Source organism: Rhizobium sp. ZW T2_16 (genome assembly GCF_044987325.1).
GTDB lineage: Bacteria > Pseudomonadota > Alphaproteobacteria > Rhizobiales > Rhizobiaceae > Neorhizobium > Neorhizobium cellulosilyticum.
The window spans coordinates 97,258-119,016 of record NZ_JBJDRG010000010.1 but is presented as its reverse complement, the minus strand read 5'-3'; the positions used below and the strand labels follow the sequence as shown (position 1 = coordinate 119,016).

24 protein-coding genes are annotated in these 21,759 nt (G+C 57.5%); 15 read left to right on the top strand and 9 right to left on the bottom strand.

All coding sequences use genetic code 11. The features are described 5' to 3' along the window. The first annotated feature begins 9 nt into the window (after positions 1-9). The 4 genes from ACI3K0_RS21270 to ACI3K0_RS21255 are packed head-to-tail and all read left to right on the top strand — an operon-like array spanning position 10 to position 3,229. Positions 10-684, top strand: coding sequence for an amino acid ABC transporter permease (locus tag ACI3K0_RS21270; RefSeq protein ID WP_148144961.1), 675 nt, complete (start codon positions 10-12; stop codon positions 682-684). A gap of 4 nt (positions 685-688) precedes the next feature. Beyond that, positions 689-1,684 carry an NAD-dependent epimerase/dehydratase family protein gene (locus ACI3K0_RS21265; RefSeq protein WP_404946200.1) on the top strand — a complete coding sequence of 332 codons (996 nt, stop codon included), beginning with the start codon at positions 689-691 and terminating at the stop codon, positions 1,682-1,684. Further along, a complete protein-coding gene (locus ACI3K0_RS21260; protein WP_183688259.1) occupies positions 1,681-2,436 on the top strand; it encodes an amino acid ABC transporter ATP-binding protein in 756 nt (251 codons plus the stop codon). The genes ACI3K0_RS21265 and ACI3K0_RS21260 overlap by 4 nt, the downstream gene beginning before the upstream one ends. 10 nt (positions 2,437-2,446) lie before the next feature. After that, positions 2,447-3,229 carry an SDR family NAD(P)-dependent oxidoreductase gene (locus ACI3K0_RS21255; protein WP_404946199.1) on the top strand — a complete coding sequence of 261 codons (783 nt, stop codon included), beginning with the start codon at positions 2,447-2,449 and terminating at the stop codon, positions 3,227-3,229. Between the two features lie 9 nt (positions 3,230-3,238). On the opposite strand, the gene ACI3K0_RS21250 is transcribed toward ACI3K0_RS21255, so the two are convergent. Beyond that, complete coding sequence (locus ACI3K0_RS21250; RefSeq protein WP_206827357.1) at positions 3,239-4,105, bottom strand: LysR family transcriptional regulator; 867 nt, start codon at positions 4,103-4,105, stop codon at positions 3,239-3,241. 92 nt (positions 4,106-4,197) lie between these two features. Between ACI3K0_RS21250 and ACI3K0_RS21245 the strand changes: the two genes are divergently transcribed. Further along, on the top strand, positions 4,198-4,611 hold the full coding sequence (locus ACI3K0_RS21245) for a VOC family protein (protein WP_206827356.1): 414 nt from the start codon (positions 4,198-4,200) through the stop codon (positions 4,609-4,611). Between the two features lie 271 nt (positions 4,612-4,882). Here ACI3K0_RS21245 and ACI3K0_RS21240 read toward each other — a convergent pair whose 3' ends face one another. The 5 genes from ACI3K0_RS21240 to ACI3K0_RS21220 form a co-directional block, all read right to left on the bottom strand. After that, complete coding sequence (locus ACI3K0_RS21240) at positions 4,883-5,614, bottom strand: SDR family oxidoreductase (RefSeq protein WP_404946198.1); 732 nt, start codon at positions 5,612-5,614, stop codon at positions 4,883-4,885. Positions 5,615-5,701: 87 nt separating this feature from the next. Then, on the bottom strand, positions 5,702-6,982 hold the full coding sequence (locus tag ACI3K0_RS21235; RefSeq protein ID WP_206827352.1) for a CynX/NimT family MFS transporter: 1,281 nt from the start codon (positions 6,980-6,982) through the stop codon (positions 5,702-5,704). 76 nt (positions 6,983-7,058) lie between these two features. Continuing rightward, complete coding sequence (locus ACI3K0_RS21230; RefSeq protein WP_183687979.1) at positions 7,059-7,820, bottom strand: alpha/beta fold hydrolase; 762 nt, start codon at positions 7,818-7,820, stop codon at positions 7,059-7,061. Between the two features lie 190 nt (positions 7,821-8,010). After that, positions 8,011-8,451: a heme-binding protein gene (locus tag ACI3K0_RS21225; protein ID WP_404946197.1), complete on the bottom strand. Its 441-nt coding sequence runs from the start codon at positions 8,449-8,451 to the stop codon at positions 8,011-8,013. A gap of 64 nt (positions 8,452-8,515) precedes the next feature. Beyond that, on the bottom strand, positions 8,516-9,214 hold the full coding sequence (locus tag ACI3K0_RS21220) for a type 1 glutamine amidotransferase domain-containing protein (protein WP_183687975.1): 699 nt from the start codon (positions 9,212-9,214) through the stop codon (positions 8,516-8,518). A gap of 147 nt (positions 9,215-9,361) precedes the next feature. Here ACI3K0_RS21220 and ACI3K0_RS21215 point away from each other — a divergent pair, with 147 nt between their 5' ends. The 5 genes from ACI3K0_RS21215 (at position 9,362) to ACI3K0_RS21195 (ending at position 15,684) form a co-directional block, all read left to right on the top strand. Further along, entirely contained in the window at positions 9,362-10,264 is a 903-nt protein-coding gene (locus tag ACI3K0_RS21215; RefSeq protein ID WP_404946196.1) for a LysR substrate-binding domain-containing protein, read from the top strand. Between the two features lie 259 nt (positions 10,265-10,523). After that, on the top strand, positions 10,524-10,958 hold the full coding sequence (locus tag ACI3K0_RS21210; RefSeq protein WP_206827346.1) for a MarR family winged helix-turn-helix transcriptional regulator: 435 nt from the start codon (positions 10,524-10,526) through the stop codon (positions 10,956-10,958). Between the two features lie 54 nt (positions 10,959-11,012). Continuing rightward, positions 11,013-11,759 carry an SDR family oxidoreductase gene (locus ACI3K0_RS21205; protein ID WP_148144927.1) on the top strand — a complete coding sequence of 249 codons (747 nt, stop codon included), beginning with the start codon at positions 11,013-11,015 and terminating at the stop codon, positions 11,757-11,759. A gap of 1,436 nt (positions 11,760-13,195) precedes the next feature. Next, a complete protein-coding gene (locus ACI3K0_RS21200; RefSeq protein ID WP_148144926.1) occupies positions 13,196-14,266 on the top strand; it encodes a class I SAM-dependent methyltransferase in 1,071 nt (356 codons plus the stop codon). Next, positions 14,209-15,684 carry a hypothetical protein gene (locus ACI3K0_RS21195; RefSeq protein ID WP_404946195.1) on the top strand — a complete coding sequence of 492 codons (1,476 nt, stop codon included), beginning with the start codon at positions 14,209-14,211 and terminating at the stop codon, positions 15,682-15,684. Before ACI3K0_RS21200 ends, ACI3K0_RS21195 begins: the two co-directional genes overlap by 58 nt. A 213-nt stretch (positions 15,685-15,897) precedes the next feature. Here ACI3K0_RS21195 and ACI3K0_RS21190 read toward each other — a convergent pair whose 3' ends face one another. Then, positions 15,898-16,290: an RES family NAD+ phosphorylase gene (locus ACI3K0_RS21190; RefSeq protein WP_353654213.1), complete on the bottom strand. Its 393-nt coding sequence runs from the start codon at positions 16,288-16,290 to the stop codon at positions 15,898-15,900. A gap of 605 nt (positions 16,291-16,895) precedes the next feature. Beyond that, complete coding sequence (locus tag ACI3K0_RS21185; RefSeq protein WP_404946194.1) at positions 16,896-17,090, bottom strand: hypothetical protein; 195 nt, start codon at positions 17,088-17,090, stop codon at positions 16,896-16,898. Positions 17,091-17,549: 459 nt separating this feature from the next. Here ACI3K0_RS21185 and ACI3K0_RS21180 point away from each other — a divergent pair, with 459 nt between their 5' ends. The 5 genes from ACI3K0_RS21180 (at position 17,550) to ACI3K0_RS21160 (ending at position 20,024) form a co-directional block, all read left to right on the top strand. After that, complete coding sequence (locus ACI3K0_RS21180; protein ID WP_206827344.1) at positions 17,550-17,756, top strand: hypothetical protein; 207 nt, start codon at positions 17,550-17,552, stop codon at positions 17,754-17,756. A 560-nt stretch (positions 17,757-18,316) separates the two neighbouring features. After that, on the top strand, positions 18,317-18,490 hold the full coding sequence (locus ACI3K0_RS21175; RefSeq protein ID WP_183687967.1) for a hypothetical protein: 174 nt from the start codon (positions 18,317-18,319) through the stop codon (positions 18,488-18,490). A 232-nt stretch (positions 18,491-18,722) separates the two neighbouring features. Further along, the gene (locus ACI3K0_RS21170; protein WP_148144921.1) at positions 18,723-18,941 is read left to right on the top strand and encodes a hypothetical protein; all 219 of its coding nucleotides are present in this window, start codon (positions 18,723-18,725) and stop codon (positions 18,939-18,941) included. Positions 18,942-19,278: 337 nt separating this feature from the next. Then, entirely contained in the window at positions 19,279-19,467 is a 189-nt protein-coding gene (locus ACI3K0_RS21165; protein ID WP_404946193.1) for a hypothetical protein, read from the top strand. A 332-nt stretch (positions 19,468-19,799) separates the two neighbouring features. Beyond that, positions 19,800-20,024, top strand: coding sequence for a hypothetical protein (locus ACI3K0_RS21160; RefSeq protein WP_148144919.1), 225 nt, complete (start codon positions 19,800-19,802; stop codon positions 20,022-20,024). Between the two features lie 731 nt (positions 20,025-20,755). Here the strand turns inward: ACI3K0_RS21160 and ACI3K0_RS21155 are convergent. Then, on the bottom strand, positions 20,756-21,181 hold the full coding sequence (locus ACI3K0_RS21155) for a PAS domain-containing protein (RefSeq protein ID WP_286194948.1): 426 nt from the start codon (positions 21,179-21,181) through the stop codon (positions 20,756-20,758). Positions 21,182-21,759: the final 578 nt, after the last annotated feature.

Genomic DNA, 21,759 nt, shown 5'->3' with positions numbered 1-21,759 from the left:
GAAACGGACATGGAACTTCTTCTACTCAATTTTGCCAATATCGACTCCCTGAAACTCGTCTATCCGCTGCTGCTGCAGGGCCTGCAGCTTACATTGCTGTTGGCGATCGTCGCTCTGCCCCTGTCGCTGCTCTCCGGCCTGACCGTCGCCGTCACCTACAGTTTCGCCGGTGCGCGGGTTCGCAAGCTGATGGTTATCTTAATCGACCTGCTGCGCGCTTTCCCGGTCCTCGTGCTTCTGGTGCTGATCTATTATAGCCTGCCGTTTTTCGGCCTAACGCTCGGCAGCTTCACCGCCGTGGTCGTCGCGCTTGTCATCAACAACACCGGCTATTTCAGCGAAATCTTTCGCGCCGGCCTGGAGTCGATCCCAAAGGGTCAGCATGAAGCGGCGGCGGCGCTGGGCTTTCATAAGTTCCGCGGCATGATCTACATCATCCTGCCGCAGGCGGTCCGCAAAGTCGTAGCGCCCCTCGCCAGCAACTCGCTCGAACTGGTCAAGACAACGTCGATCGCTTCGCTTGTCGCCCTTCCAGAACTGCTACGTTCAGCACGCGTTGCCCAGGAACAGACCTACAATCCGACGCCGTTGACCGCAGCCGCCGTCATCTTCTTCATCATGCTCTGGCCCTTCTCCCATTGGGTATCGCGCTTGGAGCGCAAAGCCATCATCGGAAAGGCGTGACCGCGTGCGCATTCTGATTACAGGCGGCACCGGCTTTGTCGGTCTTGCAACGGCTGAAGCACTTCTCAAGGCCGGCCATGACGTGACGCTCTTCGCCACGGCCGGAATGCCGGATGCCTTCGTGCACGCGGAAGAACTTGCCGGCGTAGCCGTCATACTGGGCGATATCTGCTGCGAAGCGGATGTCGGAGCGGCGATTGCAAAGTCAAGGCCGCAGGCGGTCCTGCATCTGGCCGCCATGACGCCCAACCTGGAAGCCGAGCGGGAAATGGCGGCGCGGATCATAACCGTCAATGTCGGCGGCACCGCGACGCTCCTGAAGATGCTGCGTCACGCACCGGAGCTGACCCGTATCGTCGCGACGAGCAGCGTTGCCGTCTATGGTCATGTTGATGTCGAGGACGGCCCGATAGCCGAGGGCAGCTTTTCCCCCAATCCGGCAAGCCTATACGGCATCACCAAGGTCGCAGCGGAAGACACGGCGCTGCGCCTTGCATCGCTTTACGGCTTCGACCTGAGGATCGCGCGCATAGGCCCGCTTTTCGGCCCGTGGGAATATCACACCGGCGTTCGTCCGCTGCTGAGCCCGCATGCGCAGATCCTGTCGCAATGGCGCAAGGGTTCTGTCGCGACGCTGGCTCGCCCGCTGGCTGGCGACTGGCTCTACAGCCGCGACGCAGCGGCCGGTCTCGCCGGACTTCTCACCGGCAGTGGCTTGAAGCACACCACCTACAATATCGGTGCAGGTGCGTGCGAAACGGTCCTCGATTGGGCAAACGCCTTCTCGACGCTCGTCTGCGGGAATGGCGCGGCACTTGCTGCCGCGCACGAAGCGGCCAGCGTCACCGTGACTATGGCTCAGGATCGCGCGCCGCTCTCTATCGAGCGGCTCTCGTCCGACACCGGTTATCACATCCATTATCGCGGCGAGACCGCCGCCATCGACCATGCCGAATGGCTTACCCGTTTTGACCCGCTTCCGAAGAGGATCAGCGCATGAATACCGTCAACCTCGGCCGCACCGTGATCGAGATGCGCGCCGTCACCAAATCCTATTCGAACTTCAAGGCGCTGGACGGCATCGATCTCGATGTCGCGCGCGGCGAACGTATCGTCATCTGCGGTCCGTCCGGTTCCGGAAAGTCGACGCTCATCCGCTGCATCAACGGGCTTGAGACCTTTGACACCGGCTCGATCACCGTCGATGGGATTTCGATCGGCGCAAGCGCCCGCAATCTGGACAAGGTGCGCCAAGAAGTCGGCATGGTGTTCCAGCACTTCAACCTCTTCCCGCATCTGACGGTCCTGCAGAACCTGATGATCGCGCCGATGAAGAACCGCGGCAAGACGCGCTCCGAGGCGGAAGCGCTTGCTCGCCATTACCTGGAGCGCGTTCGCATCGCCGATCATGCACACAAGATGCCGTCCCAGATTTCCGGCGGCCAGCAGCAGCGCGTCGCCATCGCCCGAGCGCTCTGCATGGAGCCGCAGATCATGCTGTTCGACGAGCCGACCTCGGCGCTTGACCCGGAAATGATCAAGGAAGTGCTTGACGTGATGGTGGAGCTTGCTCGCGAAGGCATGACCATGGTTTGCGTCACACACGAAATGGGCTTTGCCCGATCGGTCGCCGGCCAGGTCATCTTCATGGATCGCGGTACGATCGTCGAGCGCAACACGCCGGAACAATTTTTCTCCTCTCCGCAGCACGAGCGGACGAAGACCTTCCTGCAGCAGGTCATCAGGCACTAGGATCATGACAATGAGATTGACTGGGAGATTGACCGGCAAAACCGCGATCGTCACGGGCGCATCCTCGGGCATCGGGCGTGCGATATCACTCCTGTTTGCACAGGAAGGCGCAACTGTCATCGCAGCCGATGTAACGACCGACGTCGTCGAAGGCGGCACACCGGTGCTGGAAGAGCTGAACAAAGTCACCGACAAGGCGATCTTCGTCAAAACGGACATTTCCAAGGGCTCGGACGTCCAATCCCTGTTCGACGATGTCGCCGGTCGTTATGGCCGCGTCGATATCCTCGTCAACAATGCCGTCATTCGCGGCGGCTCCTCGCTCGTCGATACCGACGAGGCGGAGTGGGAACGCGTCACCGATGTGAACCTCAAGGGCGCCTATCTCTGCCTTCGCGCCGCCGTACGCCAGATGGTGACCCAGGAGATCATCGGCGAGGCGCGGGGCCGTATCGTCAACATCACCTCGCAGCACGGCATGATCGCCGCACCCGGCGATTTCGCCTACGGTGTCAGCAAGGCGGGCATGGTCTACATGACCAAGCAGGTGGCCTCCGACTACGGCCATGAAAGCATCATCTGCAATGCAGTCGCACCCGGCAAGATCCTCACCGGCAAGGGTGGCCGCGCCGTCGATCCCGATATGCTAGCCTATTCCGAAAGCCGCACGCCGCTGCCCCGCCTCGGCAAGCCGATCGACGTCGCCCGCGCCGCACTGTTTCTCGCCAGCGATGAGGCGACCTATCTGACCGGCCACAATCTCATGGTCGACGGCGGCTGGATGGCGCGCTGACCAAACTGGTCAATCTATCGTTTCGACCAGCGTCCTGTGAAAAATATCAAGCGCTTTCGGCCGCCGCGGCTGCGACGACCGAAGGAGGACGATCTCGCGGTCGTAGCGCCCATCGTCATCGACTTCGGTGACGAAAAGCCCCTGCGGCTGGAAGCCGGCCCATGCCGGCACCAGGGAGTTGCCGATACCGTTTGCTACAAGAATGGCGATTGCCTCCAGTCCGTCGAGGTCGCAGAAGATGTCCGGCTGAAGATTGCGTTCTTCGATGAACAGAGCCGCCATCCGGCCTCCCCATGAACCGGGATCGTAACGGAGATAGGGCTCGCCCATGAGTGTCATTCCTATTGCGTTCGGATCGACGGCATGTTTGGACAGAAGCATGAGGCGTTCCCGGCGCAACGCATGTATGCGCAACGACTTCGGGATCGCGAATGGCGGCTTCACCAAAATCGCGGCGTCAAGTTCACTGGACAGCACCGCTTCGTAAAGCATGTCCGACGTACCGGGACTGATCTTCAGCCGCAGATCCGGCGCCGTGCCCGCAAACTTTTTGAGCACCGTCGGCATCATCCCCGTCAGGGCCGTCGAGATCGCGCCGATGGCAAGTTCGCCACTCAATTCACCACCCGCCGCTTCGGCGATAAGCACCTTCGCTTCGGCGATCAGATGGCGCATTCGCGGCATCAGCGCCAGACAGGTCTCGGTCGGCCTTGCCGAATGTGCACCGCGGGCAAGCAACGCACTGCCGAGTAACGTTTCAAGCGTCTGCACCCTTTGGCTGACCGCAGCCGGTGTCAGGTTCTGGCGTCGCGCAGCCGCAGCGATCGAACCGGTTTCGATCACGGCAAGCAGGCTCTCGATAAACCGAATATCCAAAACATTTCCTTACGCTCGGAGAGAGAAAAAGGCATTAAATGTTTTTCTGAAAGCAGGCTAGAGCTTGGACGTTAATCTTGAAGGGACACCCTATGCGCTCGCTTTTTCACCTCGCCTATCACGTCAAGAACCTCGATGACTGTCGCCGCTTCTACGGCGACGTGCTGGGCTGCACCGAAGGCCGCAGCACCGATACCTGGGTCGATTTCGACTTCTACGGCCATCAGATTTCGCTTCATCTCGGCAAGCCGTTCGAGACGACGCGCACCGGCAAGGTTGGCGACCACATGGTGATGATGCCCCATCTCGGTGTCATCCTGCCACTCGACGAGTGGTTCACACTTGCCGAACGCCTCCAGAGTGGCGGCATCGCTTTCGACATTCCGCCGGTCGTCCGCTTCGAAGGCGAGCCCGGTGAACAGCGCACCATGTTCTTCTTCGATCCGAGCGGAAACCCCATCGAGGTCAAAGGCTTCAAGGATTTTGGCAGCGTTTTCGCGCAGTAATGCAACGTTTGCATCGCATCGACGAGATCCGAGTGCTACGTTAGGATCTCGTCGCAGCAACCTTAATTCCCAAGTGTACAAGGTACTGTGCTCTTGAAGGGACACGAACAGTCGCCCCCTATTACAACCGTATGGGGGATGACAGTTGTGACACCTTACAGTGTTTCATCTTTGTGCTTCCGTGTCGCCGAATATGTGTGACGCTGCCGTCAGCTTTCGAGATTCAACACTAGGCTCGGGCGAGAATCGATCTCGCCCTAACCCAAGTTGACTAGAATTCCTGCACTGTGGGACGGATCACAATCGCATTGATATCGACATCGTTAGGCTGCTCGATTGCAAAGGCAATCGCACGTGCCACGGACGATGCCGGGATGGCCTGTTCGTAGAAACCGTGCACCGTGTCGCGCGCGGTGCCGGTCGTTCCTAGCTTCAGATCGCTCTCAACGGCGCCCGGTTCGATCGACGTGACGCGTACGGCACTTCCGACCTCCATGCGCAGCCCCTCCGAGATCGCGCTGACCGCGAACTTCGTGCCGGAATAGACGGTACCGCCCGGCGCAAAGACTTTGATGCCCGCGACGGAGCTCAGGTTGATGATATGACCGCTCTGCTGCGCGAGGAACAAGGGCAAGGCAGCGGCGATCCCATAGAGGGTGCCTTTGATGTTCACGTCGATCATCGCGTCCCACTCGTCCGTGTTGACTTCGGACATCGGCCGGATCGGCATAATGCCCGCATTGTTGATGATGACATCGAGGCGGCCGAAGTCTTGAACCACGGTCTCGACGACAGCCTTGACCTGATGCTTGTCGGTTACATCCATCACGTACACCCGGATGTCCCCGCCCTGCGCTGCGATTTCGGCTCGGACTTCATCGAGCTTGTCTTGGCGCCTTGCGGCAATCGCTACCTTTGCGCCCCTTGCCGCCAGAGTTCTGGCGACCTCCGCTCCGATGCCTGTGCTGGCGCCGGTGATGAGAACGACTTTGTCTTTGATCATGATCTTTTCCTTGAGTTTGGTGGGGTTATGGCCAGCCGCGAGGCAGCCGTTTGATGCGGGCCCAGGCCAGCAACTTGGATGAAAATATTATGCTTGCACGCGACGGTGGTGATGCGGCTGCAGGAAAGGTGAGAGAGCAAACATCAAGAGCGCCACAACAGAGAGGATCCAGAGAGGGAGCCTGAAGTCGCCGGTGCTGTCACGAAGGATCCCCAGGAGCAGGGGGCCAAGTGCCCCGGCAGAATAGCCAATCCCCATCACGAACGCCGTCCATGTGTTGGCGTCCTGTGCATCGGCTGCATTGTCGAGGGGCAGGATCATCGCGAGCGTGAAGGATCCGCCGATACCGAACGCAATCATCGGGATAAAAAGGAAAGGCAGCAGCGTCGGCGAAATCGCGACGGCAGCCGCCCCCGCAAGCGCCAGTGCCGCAAACAGGGCGATCACGATGCGACGGTCTTCATCGCGGCTGATCACTCCAGCCAATGGATTCGCCACCATGAACGCAGCAGTGAAACCTGCCAGCAGGAGCCCTGCCGCAGTGGCACTCATGCCGAGTTCTCTGAATATCGGTGCTGTCCATGAGACGTACCCGAAAAACAGGATATTGTTGGCAGCAAAGTAGAGGGCGATCAGCCACGCAACAGGATTGGCGGTGGGCAGGCCGCGTCGCGCCGATGGTGAGGTTTCTTTGACGAGCGCCCGTGTTCTACCTTCAGCAGTGGAGACAACAATCCAAGCGGCTATGGCCGTGAGGGAGGGAATTGCAAGGATACCGTCAGCGAACCTCCAGCCTCCGCCCAGATTTGCAAGCGGCTCGGTCAGGCCGGCCGCAAGCGTGCTACCGAGGCCCAGTGAAGATGCGTAGATCCCCATTAGAACCGCTGCCTGCTTCGGAAAACTCTTCTTTGCGAAGCCTGGGATTAATGCACCTGCGATCGCAATCCCCGCTCCTACTCCTACAGTGGAAGCCAGAAGCATAACGACGGAGCCGGAGAGGGCGCGCAGGATTGTCGTCAGCATGAGGACAATCAGCGCGGTCAGAATAACCCTGTCGCGGCCAAATCGGTGGGCCAGCCAAGGAGTGGGAAACGCCAGCAAACCCATCAGCATTGCAGGAATGGCTGTCAGCAGGGATGCCTCAGCGTTGGACATCCCAAACTCTTGACGAATATGTGGCAGCAAGGGTCCGATCGAAACGATCCCCGGACGAAGATCGATGGCGACCAGCACAATCGCAGCGACGGTGGCGGCGAACGAAAGCGCCGGGCGGGCGAGTGGTGCCGGAACCTCTGCCGTAGCAGCATCGATCTCGATAACTCGAAGACGATAGTGGGCTAACGGGCGGGTGGAAAGAATATGCGTCATCGGGGATCTCCAAGGCGAGAAGCAGATTGATGGGCATGGCGGGCCGAGACGAAAACGACCCACCATGACATTGGAGTTACTTCGCAGCCTCGAGGATCAGCTTCGCCACCACGTCCGGGTGCGACAGCATGACGACATGGCTGGCAGCCACCTCGACGGCAGTCGCCTTGAGGCGCTTGACCTGATCTCGCTGCAGCTGCGGCTGGATGATCTTGTCCTCGGTCGACACGACCTCGAAGGAACGAACCGTATGCCAGGCCGCCTGGGTCACCGGGGTCGAGATTGCCTTGACGCCGAACGCACCCTGGGTCGCCGCGATCAGTTCCTGTTCAGGGCGCGGCAGGTCGGCCGCGAAATAATGGAACACGCCTTCGTCGGTGAATTTCAGATAGCCTGCATCGTCCTTCACGATGAACGGTCTGCCGGGCGCATCCGGATATGGCTTTTGCGTATCGAGGACCGACTGGCCGACTTCAGGCGCGTAAGCCGCGACATACACCAGTGAATGAACCTTCGGGTTGATGCCTGCCTGCGTGATGACGGCGCCACCGTAGGAGTGACCGACCAACACAACCGGGCCTTCAGCATCGGCAATGGCCCGGTCGGTGAAAGCGACGTCGTTTTCCAAGGTGTCCAACGGGTTCTGGACAGCCACGACCTTCAATCCGGCCTTTTTCAGAAGCGGGATGACCTTGTTCCAAGACGAACCATCGGCAAATGCGCCGTGAACGAGGACAACGGTCTTGGCCTTGAAGTCTGCCGCAGCCGCGGGAAGGGCGACACTTGCTGTAATTGCGAAGACGGCCACGGCCGAGATGAGGGAGTTCAGGAGTTTCATTTCGCGTATCCTTTTGAAATCATGGTGATCGGAGGGGAAATTGAGCGCGCAGTTGTCCGATCCCGAAACAACTTCGGTTGAAATCGGGCGCTACGATGCGTGATGAAGGGTCAAGCCGCGGACATGGGCGTTCGCGACAGGTTTGGATTATCGGGGCCGAATTCTATTTGGCTTCAGCCCATTGGTCGGCCTAGGCGCGACCGGGGACGAGAAGGTCGGCCAGAATTCCAGCGCCAGCCTCCGCGATGGCCACATCTTCTGCGACAGTGCCGCCGCTAACGCCGATCGCGCCGATCGCCTGCCCCTGGAATTGGATAGGAATGCCTCCTCCGAACACGACCACGCGACCATTGTGGGAATGCTGAATTCCGAAGAGCTCAGCACCCGGTTGAGCCAACACGCTCAGCCTGTCAGTCGCGTTGTTGAAGATCTGAGCGGTGAACGCTTTGTTGATCGCCAGTTCAACGGATCCCGCCATGGCTCCATCTTGGCGATCGAAGGCAAGGAGGTAGCCGTCCGGACCAATGACTGCGATCGAACATGGGACATTCAAGGCGGTCGCCTTGGACTTCGATGTCTCGATCATCTCCCGGGCCTGTGCAGCCGAGAGCGTTGGTATGAAGCAGATCATTTCGGTATCCGATTTTCGGGTGGCCGACCGCCGTCTGCTGGCGGCCGTCCACAATGCTGAACGATCAGGCTACCCGGGCACGCGTCTGGCGCAGGGCGGTGAACAGAGCTTCGGCGGCCTCGCCGGAAGATCCCGGGTTCTGGCCGGTGATGAGCTGGCCATCGACGACGGTGTGGACGCCCCAGTCTTTTACCTTGGAGAACACGGCTCCCTGGGCGATGAGCACATCCTCGACCAAGAAAGGGACAACCTTGGTCAGGCCAACACCTTCTTCTTCGGTGTTGGTGAAGCCTGTGAGGTAGCGACCCTGAGCAAACGGCGAGCCGTCGGCGTTCTTGACATGGCGCAGCACGCCCGGAGCATGGCAGACAAGCGCAATGGTCTTGCCGGCGGCGATGAAGGATTCGATGAGCGCGATGGAATTCTTGTCTTCAGCGAGATCCCACATCGGGCCATGACCGCCGGGATAGAAGACAGTGTCAAAGTCCTTCTGATCGACGCTGTCGAGGCGTACTGTCTGGGCGAGCTGAGCGTTAGCGTCGGCGTCTGCCTTGAAACGAGCAGTGAGCTCGGTCTGGAACATCGGTTCGTCGCTCTTCGGGTCGAGCGGCGGCTGGCCGCCCTTGGGCGACGCAAGCGTGATCTCGGCGCCGGCGTCCTTGAAAACGTAATAGGGAGCTGCCAGCTCCTCAAGCCAGAACCCGGTCTTGCGGCCGGTGTCGCCGAGCGTATCGTGCGAAGTCAGTACCATGAGAACTTTCATCGTCTTATCCTTTGTTTGTCGCGGCCGGACCGGCCTGGATTGTCGATCAGCGCTGCTGGCCTTTCGATGAAGTGATCATGTCATCCGCAGAGATATTTGAGAAATTTACTTATTGGATTTTAGATATTCACGTGCCATTACATCTGAATGAAATACGATCTGAACCTTCTGCCCGTCTTCCTGGCTCTCATGGAGGAGCGGAGCGTCACCCGCGCTGCCAGCCGTCTTGGCATCACGCAGCCTGCGCTGTCGAATTCGCTCAATCGGCTCCGCGACATGCTGAAAGATCCGCTGTTCATCCGCGAACGCTACGGCATCAGGCCGACACAGCTTGCCGAGGAAATTGCGCCGACGATCGAGGCGGCTTTGGCGCAGCTTGATGATCTCGTCGTCCACCAGCAAGATTTCGATCCGGCAAGCGCGGAACGGCTGTTTCTGATCGCGCCAAACAGCTACGTCGAACTGGTGTTGATGCCAGCGCTGGTGGCAAGGCTGCGAGAGCAAGCTCCGGGGATCAAACTTCGCATGACGCCTTTCGGCAACGATCTCGTCGATACCGGAGTGATTTCGGGGACGACGGCCATGGTGCTAGGAAGGGTCATTGACCCACCAGACAACCTCGTCGTCCAGCATTTGATGGACGATGGACTGACTTGCATCGTACGTCGCGACCATCCGGATGTCGGTGCCAGCCTGACGCGAGATCTCTACGAGAGCCTGAAGCATGTCAACGTGTTGCCGCCGGGTCGCATTCGTGCGGGCGTATTCCAGGCGTTGGGGCAGCAGAATCTCAAGCGCGAGGTTGCTGTCTCCGTCACCCATTTCCTGTCAGTTCCCGAGATGGTCGCGGTGACCGATTATTGCGCAACGTTGCCGCGCCTGATCTGCCGCAGCCTAGAGCGCGACCCGCGGCTTAAGGTCTTGGAAGCGCCTGTCGATCTTGGAACATTCCCGGTCGAGATGGCCTGGCATGTGCGATATCGTCACGATCCCGCTCATCGTTGGCTTAGGGGTGTCGTGAGCGAACTTGCGAAAGACTTGGTAGCGTAACAGAAGCCGTCCCCCCATTTCGCTCGTCCGCGCGATAGCATTCGCCTTGACGAGGATCGAACCGCGGACCCTCAGTTCGATGGTTTTGTCTGTCTGAAATTTTCCAAATTAGGAAACTACGTTCCTCTTCGGAATGGCCGGCTTAGGTCGGCGGTTTCGGCAGCTTTGCGCCCCAAGCGTTCATCGCATAAATTCAAGGAATACCTATTTCTGGGGTATACGTCTTACGTCCTCCGAGCAGAAATGTTTAATATCGGGAATGACAGAACCTACGCCCGATCAAATCGAAAAACTCGCTACTGCCTTTGAGCGATTTACCCGTCGTTTCAAGGTCGCGGAGGCAGCGGCAGTCATGCAAAACTCGCTCAACGCACTCGACATTCAGGCGCTTCTATTCATTGATGAACATCCCGAGTGTAATTTGGGGGATGTTGCCCGGCACCTTCAAGTCGCTCTGACGACAATGTCGTCTTCAGCCGACCGACTGGTACGTCGGGGTATGATTGACCGACAACGGCCAGAGGCGAACCGTAGGTCGGTGGCTCTGACCATCACAATCAATGGACAGCAAGCGGTTGCAGGCTATCTCGATGGATATCGAGCCTCTTGCAAAGCAATGCTTCAGGCTCTCGATCCCGTTGATCAAACCGAATTCTTGCGGCTTACCCAGCAAATCGAAAAATACGGCGTTTGAATATTACGAACTTCGTAGTATCTCTCCGAGATCGAAACGATCAGGGACGTCATCATGACCAACACATCGCCCACTGCACTCATCACAGGAGCAAACAAGGGTATTGGCCTCGCCATCGCGCGGCAGCTTGGCACAGCCGGACACACGGTCTGGCTGGGATGCCGAGACATTTCACGAGGTGAGACGGCAGCTAGCGACCTGCGAGATAGCGGAATAGACGCTCATGCTGTGCAACTTGATGTCACAGACAATACAAGCGTTTCCAACGCTGCCAAAACCATCGAAAGCAAAGTGGGGCATCTGGATGTTTTGGTCAACAATGCCGGGCTCATGTTTGGTCCGCCGCCCTCGCTTGCCGAAGAGTCACTTGACGAGATGCAGCGGATGTTCAACACCAATGTATTCGGCGTCATGCGCGTCACTCAAGCTTTCTTGCCGATGCTGCGCAATTCGAAGGCGGCCCGGATCGTAATGATGAGCAGCGGCCTGAGTTCATTGACGGACGCCTTGGACATGCGCAGCGAAACATGGACGGTCGGCTATGCCGGATACTGCGCCTCTAAGACTGCGCTGAACATGTTGACCGTCAAGCTCGCGAAGGAGCTGGATCGGGAAGGGATAAAAGTCAACGCAGTAGACCCCGGCCTCACATCGACCGATATGACAGGCAACAAAGCCGGGCACTCACCCGAGGAAGGCGCTCGCCCAGCATTTGCGCTAGCAACGACCCACGCATATGGACCGACAGCGGGGTTCTTCGCTTGCGCTCCATCAGGCGAACTTTTGCAAATGAGTTGGTGATACGGAATCAGGGGATATGGGATGCGAGCCAATCGGTTCCGCATCTCAGTGTCTCCAGGCGGGATAGCGTCGATACCTGTCATGGTCGGCAGGCCTGATGGAAGCGACGCGTTGAGACGAGTGGCGGAGGTTTTGGCAAAGACACCACGGTAATGCGTAATCGATTTTCATGGGAACGAAGGTATCTTACCTACACATACTTCGTTGGAACCTCGAAACCGGCCTTCATGCAATTCGAGAACCGTGGACGTCTCAGAGCTTCACGCGCCTGAGGTCGCAGCGGTGGCGAAGCCGCCATACCATCGACGACCCGTCACGCTTTCGAAACGCAACCTCCGTGGGAGCCTACTGGGCCTGACGTCACGCCGCAAGCAATCGGGTGAAACGGACACTGCCGGCCAAGTCTCGCAATGGGGAGATCCGAAAGTGCGGCTGCGCCTGATGTCGCGCGCCGCGGCCGGAGCAGCAGACGCGGGCCTGGGCTCTCGGCTCTTGAAGTTTTTTTCGCTGCCTGCGCCATAGTGTCCATGTCGGGACGCTTGGTTGGCGTGGGCTGGAAGTCGCTTAGGTCAAGGACGGGACCAGGTTCCGGCGTGACGATGCCATCGACGGGAGGTGGGGCAGTTATGCGGGGTGCCGGATCGGGGGCAGTCGATCCCGCCTCCCTTCTGGCCACTATGTTGAGGCTCCTGCGGCTGCCCTATTTCCCGCTCCTGCACGGCGAGAATTCCCGAAATCACGTCCTGCGAACGTCGCTATGCTGATTTCTCCGATACTCTTCATCTTCCTGGATCGGCCTTGCTCGTTACACTGCGCGCAGGCCCGATCGCGCGGCGGCCGATCTATCGCGATTTAGCCATCTTCGAATCGCAGGCAGTCTCCAAACATGGGATCGGGTGGGTGAAATGACAGGGTTGCCCCGCTGATAAAATCCAATTGCAGACCGGATTTCCAGGAAGGTCTATGACCGACTTTCCGGACGTGCGCTTGCGTGCGCGATAAATGCAAGAAATCACTTGGTGAGGGCTCAGAAGATCGGGGACATTTCGGAGACGATATCGTTCTTCTGCGCGACACATGCGACTGGAGAGGCCGTCGCCTGTTCCATGCCGGCAGCAAAGGCCAGTAGATATGTTGACGTAGCGAGACGATAAGAATCCGGGACATGCGCAGAAGATCGTACTGGCGTCTCACGCCCAGGCTGCAGTCGCCTACTCTTTAGAGCCTTCCCCACGAATGATGCGTGACTTCTATCTGGTTGGATCAATCGTCCGCGCACGCGATATTCTGGCACCTTAGTCAATCTGGCGAAAACGATAGATTGCTGAAGTTGTCGTCAGAGGTCACAAATTGTCATAGGGAGACGCCACGCTGCGTGCGGGCAAAGTCAACAAGCCAGGGAGGTTCTCTAACCGCGCAAACGGAAGGATGCGGCCATGGTTGAAAAACACGTGATCGATAAATGGCGAAACGCCCCCCGATTGACAACGCTTGCGGGTTTTTTCGAACGGACAGCGAGCGGAAAAGGCGGCGCGCCTGATCGGAGAGAGCCGGATGTGGACCTCAGCTTGCTGGACTTCGACCTCGATTGCACGGTTTTCGCATCTACCCACCGGCGACTATGGGGTGCGTTCGACAGTCATTACTTTGCGAGCATACCTTTCCGGCTCGAGGAGGAATGCCGTATTGGATCTTCACTTCTGTCGCTGGCCTTGAGGAAATGGGCGCGATCCGGGGCCCCATCTAAACTCTATACGCTCGGAACCGGCACGGGTTGTCTCGCACGCACGCTTTCTACCCTGGGAGACGGTCGTATCGAGGCGCTTTGCTGCAGCCCAACCTCTGCAAACCGAGATGCTTTCTCTGCAAACCGTGGAAGCGAACACGCCCATTTTTTTCATGGACCTTTCTTCGATCTCACCGAAGATCGCTATGATACGGATCCAGAGCTTCGCCCATTTCGTGACGGTTTCGACGTGCTTCTCGAAGACACGACGTTCCAGATGTATGATAGCGACCGTCTGAGGCAACTCGACTTCATTGTCCCGCGTATCAAACCGGGTGGATTGTTGGTCCAGATTGAGAAACTGGCTCACAATGATGTCGACATCTATCTCGATCGCGAGCGCCAGAAGGACGAGCTCTTCAAACCGCGTTTCTTCACCCCGAGCAGCATCGCTAACAAGCAGGACGAGGTGCTTGATACGATGCACGATCTTCAGGTCGACATGCAGGCGACGGGCGCGGCGCTTGCCTCGTTTTTCCGTTACTCCGCAATCACCTGGAACAGCGGAAATTTCTACACCATCATCTCGTCCAACGCCCGAGCGACCATCGTCGAATTTGTTTCGCTGATGCTCAAGCCTGCAATTCCTCCCGCCTTTTGCCATCATCCGCTGCCGATCGTGCTGGTTGACACCGATGCAGATGCGGTCGCATCGGAGCTCAATTGGCGATCTCCAAGCCCAATGGTCGCATTCGAACCACGCCGGCCATTCGTTTACTGAACATTGGCGGGGCGAGCATGTCTGCGTCTATCATGCACTATAGTGGCGCTGCCGAAATCCGGTTCGCGCTCACGGCTCTGATGCCATCCATTGAGCCCTTCTGGAACCAACCGATCGCCGCCTATGCCGCGGCGGCCTACCGATTGGATAGACCGCAGTCAAGGAGCTGCGTGCGAAACCATGCGATGACGCTCCTGCGTGCTGTCACCGAGCGGGCCGCGCTCAAAGCAGGCTACGATACAGACGAAACCGCAGCTGCTGGCCGTGAGTTGCTCCAATCTCCGGTCATACAGACGGGGCCCCATTGCTTGCTGCTTTTCGAGCCGGATGCGTTTTATACGCATCTGTTCAGCCTGCTCGGCTTGGCCGCTCATCGTAGAGAATGGCACATCACCTATTTCGGCACGACGATGTCATTCAAGGAATCGGCCAAGAAGGGGCCCGGCTGGCTTAGGATCGATGGAGAGCCGCTCAATCTCTTCGGCCTGCCCCGTAGTCGAATGGATGGACGCAGCATCTGCTGCCCAAACGGCCCATATCGTTTCGCGCTGACGAACTCGGAAGGTAAGAAAACGCCGACCCAGGCGTCCCGGCAACTGCTGGACGACCTTCCCTCTTTCTCCTTCGGCTCCGCAGCCGAAGCTATCAAATGCGCAAACCAGATATTGTGGCAGAAGCGGATGGGCACACCCCTGAAGCTGCTTCAGCTAGACGATTTCGATGTTGCCGAGCTCATCGCCGATCACCTGGATGATACCGGATCATGGATGGCGAAATGCTTCGTTTCTGGAGGTGAAGCTGAAAAGATTTCTGCAGATATCGACCGGCTCAATGCTGGTCCTTGGCGAGGATGGATCAAGAGGACGACAGATCATTTCTGGCTGGTGGAGAGAGATAGCGTCGTGCCCTTACGGCTGTACGCCGGCTATCTGCGCAGCGGCAATGCTTGCCATCCCGACATCGAATTCACACCTTCTGCAATCGCTGCGGCGCTCCGCGATCGGAAACTGCTTCCAAGCCTGTTCACGGCATTTCTCGTGCTTTCGATACTTCCTGGTGTTCGCGCGCTCGGTGGATGCCGGCAAACAGTCTACCTCCCGCTTATGCGTTACCTCACCGCTTTAAGTGTGACGCGGTACGGAGACTATGAGCTACTGGATGCGCTAAGGCAGGATGAGCGACCAGGACAGTGGGGCCATCGTGTCTTTCTACCCGCAGCTGCGGATCCCATTCTGGAGGTCGATACAGCCGGTGGCATTTCAACGCTATTGCACAAATATCGAAACATGCGAGTGACCGAAGCAAGTGGCGATTTGACGAGCTTTACGAAGGACGCAATCTGGGCGGAAATGGCCAAGCATCTGGCAAACGGCGACATCTCTGCCGGCTCTCCAGAGTGGTCCTGGTCAGCGGCGTGACGGGTTTTCACTGCAGCGCAATTGGAAAATGACTTCCGCGGTAATGCGGTCGTGGCGTTCATCGCCAGCCATATGGCGACTGCTGGCGCCGCCGCCCGGAAACCGCCTGCAGTCCGCAGAGGTCGAATGATCACGCCTCCAAGCAATCGCCTCCGGCGGGGTTGGTAGATGGGATCGGCACTCCCTGTCGACACAAATGGTGTCCTCCGTCCGCTATAGCGACAGTCTGTGTTCGTCGCCGATAAGGATCAGGCGACTGGCCGACGCGTTGCTCCAGTTCCAAAGGACGAGATTGAGATCATCGGCGGTTGCGGCGGGTGCGTAGCTCTTCACGATCAGCCCGCAATAACCGTCAGCGGCAAGCCGACGCCCGAAGGTCTGCTTTCTTGTCTCTCCAGCAGACTTCATCTGGTAACGCAAGGTCGGATCCGCGAGTGCCGCCGCATCCATGCCTTGCGCCCGACCGGCCGTGTGGTCCCGACAGTCGAATACATGTTCGAGATCCGCATCATAGGAGACCAGCGTGGTCGGTTGCAGATAACCGACTTGATTGGCCTCTTTGAGCGCAGTCATGATCGTCAGCGACGGATAAAAGGGCCGGCACACCTTTCGATCGCCTCAGCCAGTGCCAGTACATCCGTGGTCACCGGCGAGCGAGCGTTAGCTTATAGATAAGGCGCTCATATTTTAGCGCGACCCATTTCGGCCTCGGAAGGAACGTTCCGGAGCCGTGCCCGTTCCTTGCTAATCGGATGGAGGCTCACCCAGATGTTCAAGAAGTTATCTACGCTCACCGCAGCGGCAATGGCCTGCCTCACTCTCGTAGGCTGCGTCAGCGAGAGCGGTTATTCAACGTACGACAGAGGCTACAATCGCTACGACAGACCATCGTATGTTTATCGCGCTGACCGGCCCGGTAGGGATTGGGATCGCCGACATCATGACAGGCGCGATTGGGACCGCCACCGGGAGACGCGACGGGATGATCACCGTGACCGCCGCGATTGGGATCGCAACGACCGTCGTCGATCGGAAACTCGGGAGTACCGAAACTATCGCAGCAACGACCGAGACGGTAACGAACCCATCATTCTGCCGCCGCGTCGTTCTTGATCCTTAGACGCGAGAAAGCCGCCCCTCGTGAAGGGCCGGCTTCCTTGCCGGTGGTGTCGGTGGGCCAAGGTTGCTGAAGCCTTGGTACTGAATTGCGCCTACTGCTTACAAGGCAGTTGCTGGTGGACCAGGGCCGGCCGTTCTTCAGATGCCTCCGATACCCGATAGGCCTGCCAGATCTCGATCTCGTTGTCGCTTCCTGCTTCCTTGGCGTGGGGGGTAAGGGCGGACATGATGCGGATCTTGATGCCGAGGGTTCGTACGGTCGCTTGGAGTTTGTCGGTCGCGTTCATTGACCGGCCTCCCCAAATTCGTATCCGTCGGTTCGGGGATCGGAATAATAAAGTAGGCCCACCTCCTCGTAACGCCGCTTGTCTCTTCGATGTACCTCGTCATCTGATTAAGCATGCGCTCTAGGTTGCGGTACAGGTTAGTGCCAACGAGGTCGTCGAAGTAGGTGGCCACGAGGTTGTCCGCATGCGAGCTCGCTACGCCTAATTGGTAGAGCGCCGTCTCTGGCGTGGAAGTGGTATAATATGCTGCTTCGTCTCGAGCCCTTCAATTCGGCAAGCGAAAATTCCCCGCTCTGTGTCACGGTGATTTTCGTTTGCCAGACGCCAGCTTAGAATGGCGTCCATAGCGACTGCTGCCACTAATCTGCCGCTAGCTTGTAACTGCGGCTACAAACCGCTAGGCCGCACCCTGCCCGGCCACCACATGAATGGGTCATTGATCGGCTTTCCCGAGCCGATTTGTTCGTATTGATGGTTGTGAAATTGGTTCGATCCAACTTACACGAAGCCTCCCTCATCTACGCGCGATCCGCGCAGCCACTTGAACCCGAGATGGGTTGGCTGCGCGAGGACGTGCAGCTCACCTTCTTTGCCGGCGCCGAACATCGTGCCGCGCAGCGCAGCATCATCCCTCGGACAACTGAAGTCTTCGAGGAACAGCCATGACCTCGCTCATCAAACAGGCTGACGAAAGTTCGCAAAACTCTCGCCATCGGTGAAACCAGCACCTACTGCTAGGCTTGGCGAGGCGGGCCTCTCCTCAAAGACAAATCCGGCCGGTCTATCAAGCCCGACGACCCTGCCCTGGCCCCCCGCGCGTCCTACCCCTCCTCGCATAAGACCGCACAGAACTTGATCCTGTCTTCGGCACGCTCACGTTTGGCCTGCTCCTTCCCTTCTGTCGAAACGGAAGAAGCGCCCTCCGCGATTAGGCAGAGGGCGCTTGTAATGGAGGCGGCTCTTTCGTAACATGCTGTCGCGTTCTCGTGGGGACGAGTGTGGCCGGAGCGCGCTTTGTGCAGCTCTGGCCACTTCACAAGGAACCAACGCGTGCCAGCTTCGTTATATCGACGTCGCGAGAGCCGTCCCCCGTCCCCTGACAGAGTTTAAGTCCCCTCTCGAACTCAAGCTCTCGCGACACCCTCCTCCCTCCGATGTCAGTGCGAATCACCATTGACTTTTTGCATTCTATATGAGAACATACAGTGAACATTATGGAGGTGCAGATGAACCGTACCGATGAAGTTGTATCTCGAGCCTTGGCTGTCGTTGCTGCATCGCGCGCGCTGCGTGAGAAGCAGGAAAAGCAGAGGCGTGAAGTTTACGAACGCGTTCAGATCGCCTCTCTAAAGCGTCCTACTGTCCCGAAGGGCATACAGCTGCGACTTAACCTGCAGTGACACTTCCTCGTCTGAAAGACTACCCCGCAGACAAGATCGACATGTCGTGCAATTGGTGCGGCAGCTATGGGGAATTCGAAAGGAAGGCGCTTATCAAAAAGTTCGGCGCCAACACGAAATTTTCCGAGCTTCGGAGGATCTTGGCAAATGGGTGTGAGTACGCAGAAACTGATCGCTGCTACGCATCTTTCCCTTGCCTGCTGAACGCCAGGCTTCTCATAGAGGCGCGAGGATGAGCGACGAAACCAGAACCACCCGCACCGACTCTGTAATCGTTGAACACTACTGCTGCCATGACGGCTGCAAAAAGTGGGGCTGTTACGGCTTCGAGGAAAGCAGAGCCATCACACTTTGGTATTGCGCCGAGCATCAGCCGCCCATCTATCGGGGCCTGCCTCGGCATGGTGAGGCACGATTAGCTGCAGCCGAGATCGCCGACATTCTCCGGTGATATGGACTGAAAAATACGATTGGCGCATCGCCTGGCCGGGCGAAGGCCATCAGAACTGTAGCGGCTATGACGGCTCAATCTAAATCGGCCGCATCATGCGAGAGCTGACGACACACACCAGCAAGAACGAATTCATGTGGTCAGGCGTCGCTCATGGGAAAGGCGGCTTCACGCGTCGCATCACCAGGCCGTATCGAGGATGGGGGCCAGAGCACTGGCAAGCCGCGAATGCGGTCGAAGATTGATATGATCGGATGCGCGAGGCGAACGGGTTGCCGCCCGCTCGATGACGGGCGGCTGCTTTGCGAAGGCTACGACAGTAACGAGGAGACTGCTGATGTTGCAAAAAGAGCCCGAATTTCTCATACAGTGTGCTGTCGAAACTATTCACGCGTCGCCGCCGGTCGGCATCCTGCACTTACTGACCGACAAGCGCCAATTCGCAGTTGCCATCACCGAAGAAGCTGCGCGGGACGTCGCAACCAAATTGCTGGCTTTCGCAAACCAGTCAAAGGATGACGGCTGATGTCCCGGTGGCATACTCTAATGACAGATAGGTCCCCGTCGTACGATCCCCGAGAATGGACAAACGTCAATTTGTGTGATTTCATGGTTGTATGGCGCTTTTAGCGCGCCCCTGACTTGCAGTCATTCTAGCCCCTCGGAACCACCCGAGGGGCAATTTGCGTGTACGGTCTCGTACTCTTTTCTCCAGGAAGCATGACGACTATATCGATGGTCTGGGTGCGATGGAGGCTAGTCTCCTTCCGACTATAGTTTTTCTAGGCATTGACATGGTGCTGCATCAACCGAAGCGGTGCAGGCACCCAGTTGATATTGAGGCAACAGATTGTGGAAATGAGCGAAATTATTCACGCTGGCTTCGAGAGCCCGACCCTTTCATTTATCAGGGATATCGACATCGAAGAACTTATCGAGCAAATCGTGGATAATGTCGATGTGTATGCTGAGGCTATGGAAGCAGCTGCGATGCTCCAATCAAACTCTGTTTGCGGTATGTATCGAGGTGCCGGCTGGAGCGTCTGGTTCTGGCGGACCTCTCATGCTGGCTCCGTTCACTGATCTCAGGGCGGTGGTGCGGACAGCGGAACCTTTTTACGAAATTCGCAGTTATACAGCCGCCAAACCCTTGTTGCGTCCGCTCCGGGGCTGGGTAACAAGCCCCGCTACTTCCACGAAGTTGTAGCGGGGCTTTTTGATGTCCCGGCTGCATTAGCAGAATTAACCTTCTACGCTTACCATTATCCGAATAGTTTCTTGCCGACCTAGATAATTACCTAAATATTACCTCGTTCAATCGCGAGGCATATTATGGCAGGCAAAAGGCTCTATAGTGTTCGTTCTCCGAGACTGACATTTCGGAAGCGCCCGAAGACGCCCGTAAAAAATGTACCGCTACCCATACGCCCAATGAAGCCCGATATTGTGTTCGTTTATGCTGACGAAATATTGGATCACGTGTTCGTAGAGCCGTCTAATGATAACGGCCATCGGTATTGGTCTTTGAGGTGAGCAGCCTCGCGCTAGTAATTTTGGCCATCCTTTGAGTGCTGTCATTTACCCCTCTTGGACAGTTAAACGGGTCGGGCTGTGTTTAGTCCGGCCCGTAGCCTCTTGATGTCAGGGTGGTGGGTTCGGCCATCATGAAATTCCCGTAAATGCTGGCAGGGCCCTCACCCCCGGCGAAGAGCCTACGGTCTATTCGAGGCTGCCTCCGCAGAGATTGTCAAATACCGTACCATTTAGCGGAACGGCTGGGGGACAATCACGGCACGCCAAGCGCGCAGAAGATGTTAGGGTGGCATCTGGGAGCCATCAGTCTGTGCTTCCTGGCCAGGTTCCCTCAGTTGATCGATGGGATAGACTATGCCGGAGAAAAATAGCGGCATCGAATTCTCGTTCTGGAAACAACGTCCCATAGCAACCGACCATCTATAGGCACCTGAAGCGTTCATCAGCCGGTGCTCTGCATGATATGATTGGCCGTCGAGAATAGCTTGTTTAATCAGACGCTTCGTTTCAGCTCGATCTTCTTCATGTACGCGAGCGAAATAGGATTCGAAAGGAAGGCCTTTAACGGTTTGCCTGGGATCGAGCCCAAATAGCGAGGCCACCAGGGTATCTCCAAAAATGAGGTTGCTCTCCACAACCCATGTGAAAATACCGGCTTCAGTGGGCGCTAAATGATCTTCCGCATCTTGTTGGTTTTCCACTTCCATCAAAATCACGTCTTTCCTCCTAGCAGCGCCGCTTCCTCACTTACGAACACCCGTCCTGCAGCCAGGCGGGATACAGCGGCTTACTATCTATGGTAGACCAACCCAAAAAAATGCAAGTAGTTCCTTCACTAATCGTTTAAAAAATTGCCCCCACCCAAGTATTTAGGTGATAACTTGTCACAATATTCGATTATGAGTAATAATCTCCGGCTGGGACATACAAAAGAACTGAAAACCGTCTCGGATATAAAATAACAAGACGTTCGCCTGACATGCTGAAAGGTACCGAAATGGATAAGACTATCGCGGCTCGTTTGGAGCGGTGGAAAACCGAACTCAATATGGCGCCGTCATCCGAAAGACATCAGGCGTCGTCCTCTGCATTATCTCGCCATATCAGTAAAGTCCGCGACGCAAAACGTCAGGCTCACGTTGGACACCGGAAGACTAGCGCAGGCGATGGCCCTGACGAGACCAACAGGTAGTCTTTGAAACCACCGACTGATGCCATGGCGGTGGTGTGCCGTCAGTTCCGATAGACAAAATCCATTAGCTGTGGCTAAATATCGGTGGGCGCA

Bases quoted from the DNA above. Each gene is read 5' to 3' on its own strand.
- ACI3K0_RS21270 (WP_148144961.1), top strand. From the start codon at position 10: ATGGAACTTCTTCTACTCAATTTTGCCAATATCGACTCCCTGAAACTC.
- ACI3K0_RS21260 (WP_183688259.1), top strand. From the start codon at position 1,681: ATGAATACCGTCAACCTCGGCCGCACCGTGATCGAGATGCGCGCCGTC.
- ACI3K0_RS21255 (WP_404946199.1), top strand. From the start codon at position 2,447: ATGAGATTGACTGGGAGATTGACCGGCAAAACCGCGATCGTCACGGGC.
- ACI3K0_RS21245 (WP_206827356.1), top strand. From the start codon at position 4,198: ATGCGCTCGCTTTTTCACCTCGCCTATCACGTCAAGAACCTCGATGAC.
- ACI3K0_RS21240 (WP_404946198.1), bottom strand. From the start codon at position 5,614: ATGATCAAAGACAAAGTCGTTCTCATCACCGGCGCCAGCACAGGCATC.
- ACI3K0_RS21235 (WP_206827352.1), bottom strand. From the start codon at position 6,982: ATGACGCATATTCTTTCCACCCGCCCGTTAGCCCACTATCGTCTTCGA.
- ACI3K0_RS21230 (WP_183687979.1), bottom strand. From the start codon at position 7,820: ATGAAACTCCTGAACTCCCTCATCTCGGCCGTGGCCGTCTTCGCAATT.
- ACI3K0_RS21225 (WP_404946197.1), bottom strand. From the start codon at position 8,451: ATGATCTGCTTCATACCAACGCTCTCGGCTGCACAGGCCCGGGAGATG.
- ACI3K0_RS21220 (WP_183687975.1), bottom strand. From the start codon at position 9,214: ATGAAAGTTCTCATGGTACTGACTTCGCACGATACGCTCGGCGACACC.
- ACI3K0_RS21215 (WP_404946196.1), top strand. From the start codon at position 9,362: ATGAAATACGATCTGAACCTTCTGCCCGTCTTCCTGGCTCTCATGGAG.
- ACI3K0_RS21210 (WP_206827346.1), top strand. From the start codon at position 10,524: ATGACAGAACCTACGCCCGATCAAATCGAAAAACTCGCTACTGCCTTT.
- ACI3K0_RS21205 (WP_148144927.1), top strand. From the start codon at position 11,013: ATGACCAACACATCGCCCACTGCACTCATCACAGGAGCAAACAAGGGT.
- ACI3K0_RS21200 (WP_148144926.1), top strand. From the start codon at position 13,196: ATGGTTGAAAAACACGTGATCGATAAATGGCGAAACGCCCCCCGATTG.
- ACI3K0_RS21185 (WP_404946194.1), bottom strand. From the start codon at position 17,090: ATGAACGCGACCGACAAACTCCAAGCGACCGTACGAACCCTCGGCATC.
- ACI3K0_RS21175 (WP_183687967.1), top strand. From the start codon at position 18,317: ATGAACCGTACCGATGAAGTTGTATCTCGAGCCTTGGCTGTCGTTGCT.
- ACI3K0_RS21170 (WP_148144921.1), top strand. From the start codon at position 18,723: ATGAGCGACGAAACCAGAACCACCCGCACCGACTCTGTAATCGTTGAA.
- ACI3K0_RS21165 (WP_404946193.1), top strand. From the start codon at position 19,279: ATGTTGCAAAAAGAGCCCGAATTTCTCATACAGTGTGCTGTCGAAACT.
- ACI3K0_RS21160 (WP_148144919.1), top strand. From the start codon at position 19,800: ATGAGCGAAATTATTCACGCTGGCTTCGAGAGCCCGACCCTTTCATTT.
- ACI3K0_RS21155 (WP_286194948.1), bottom strand. From the start codon at position 21,181: ATGGAAGTGGAAAACCAACAAGATGCGGAAGATCATTTAGCGCCCACT.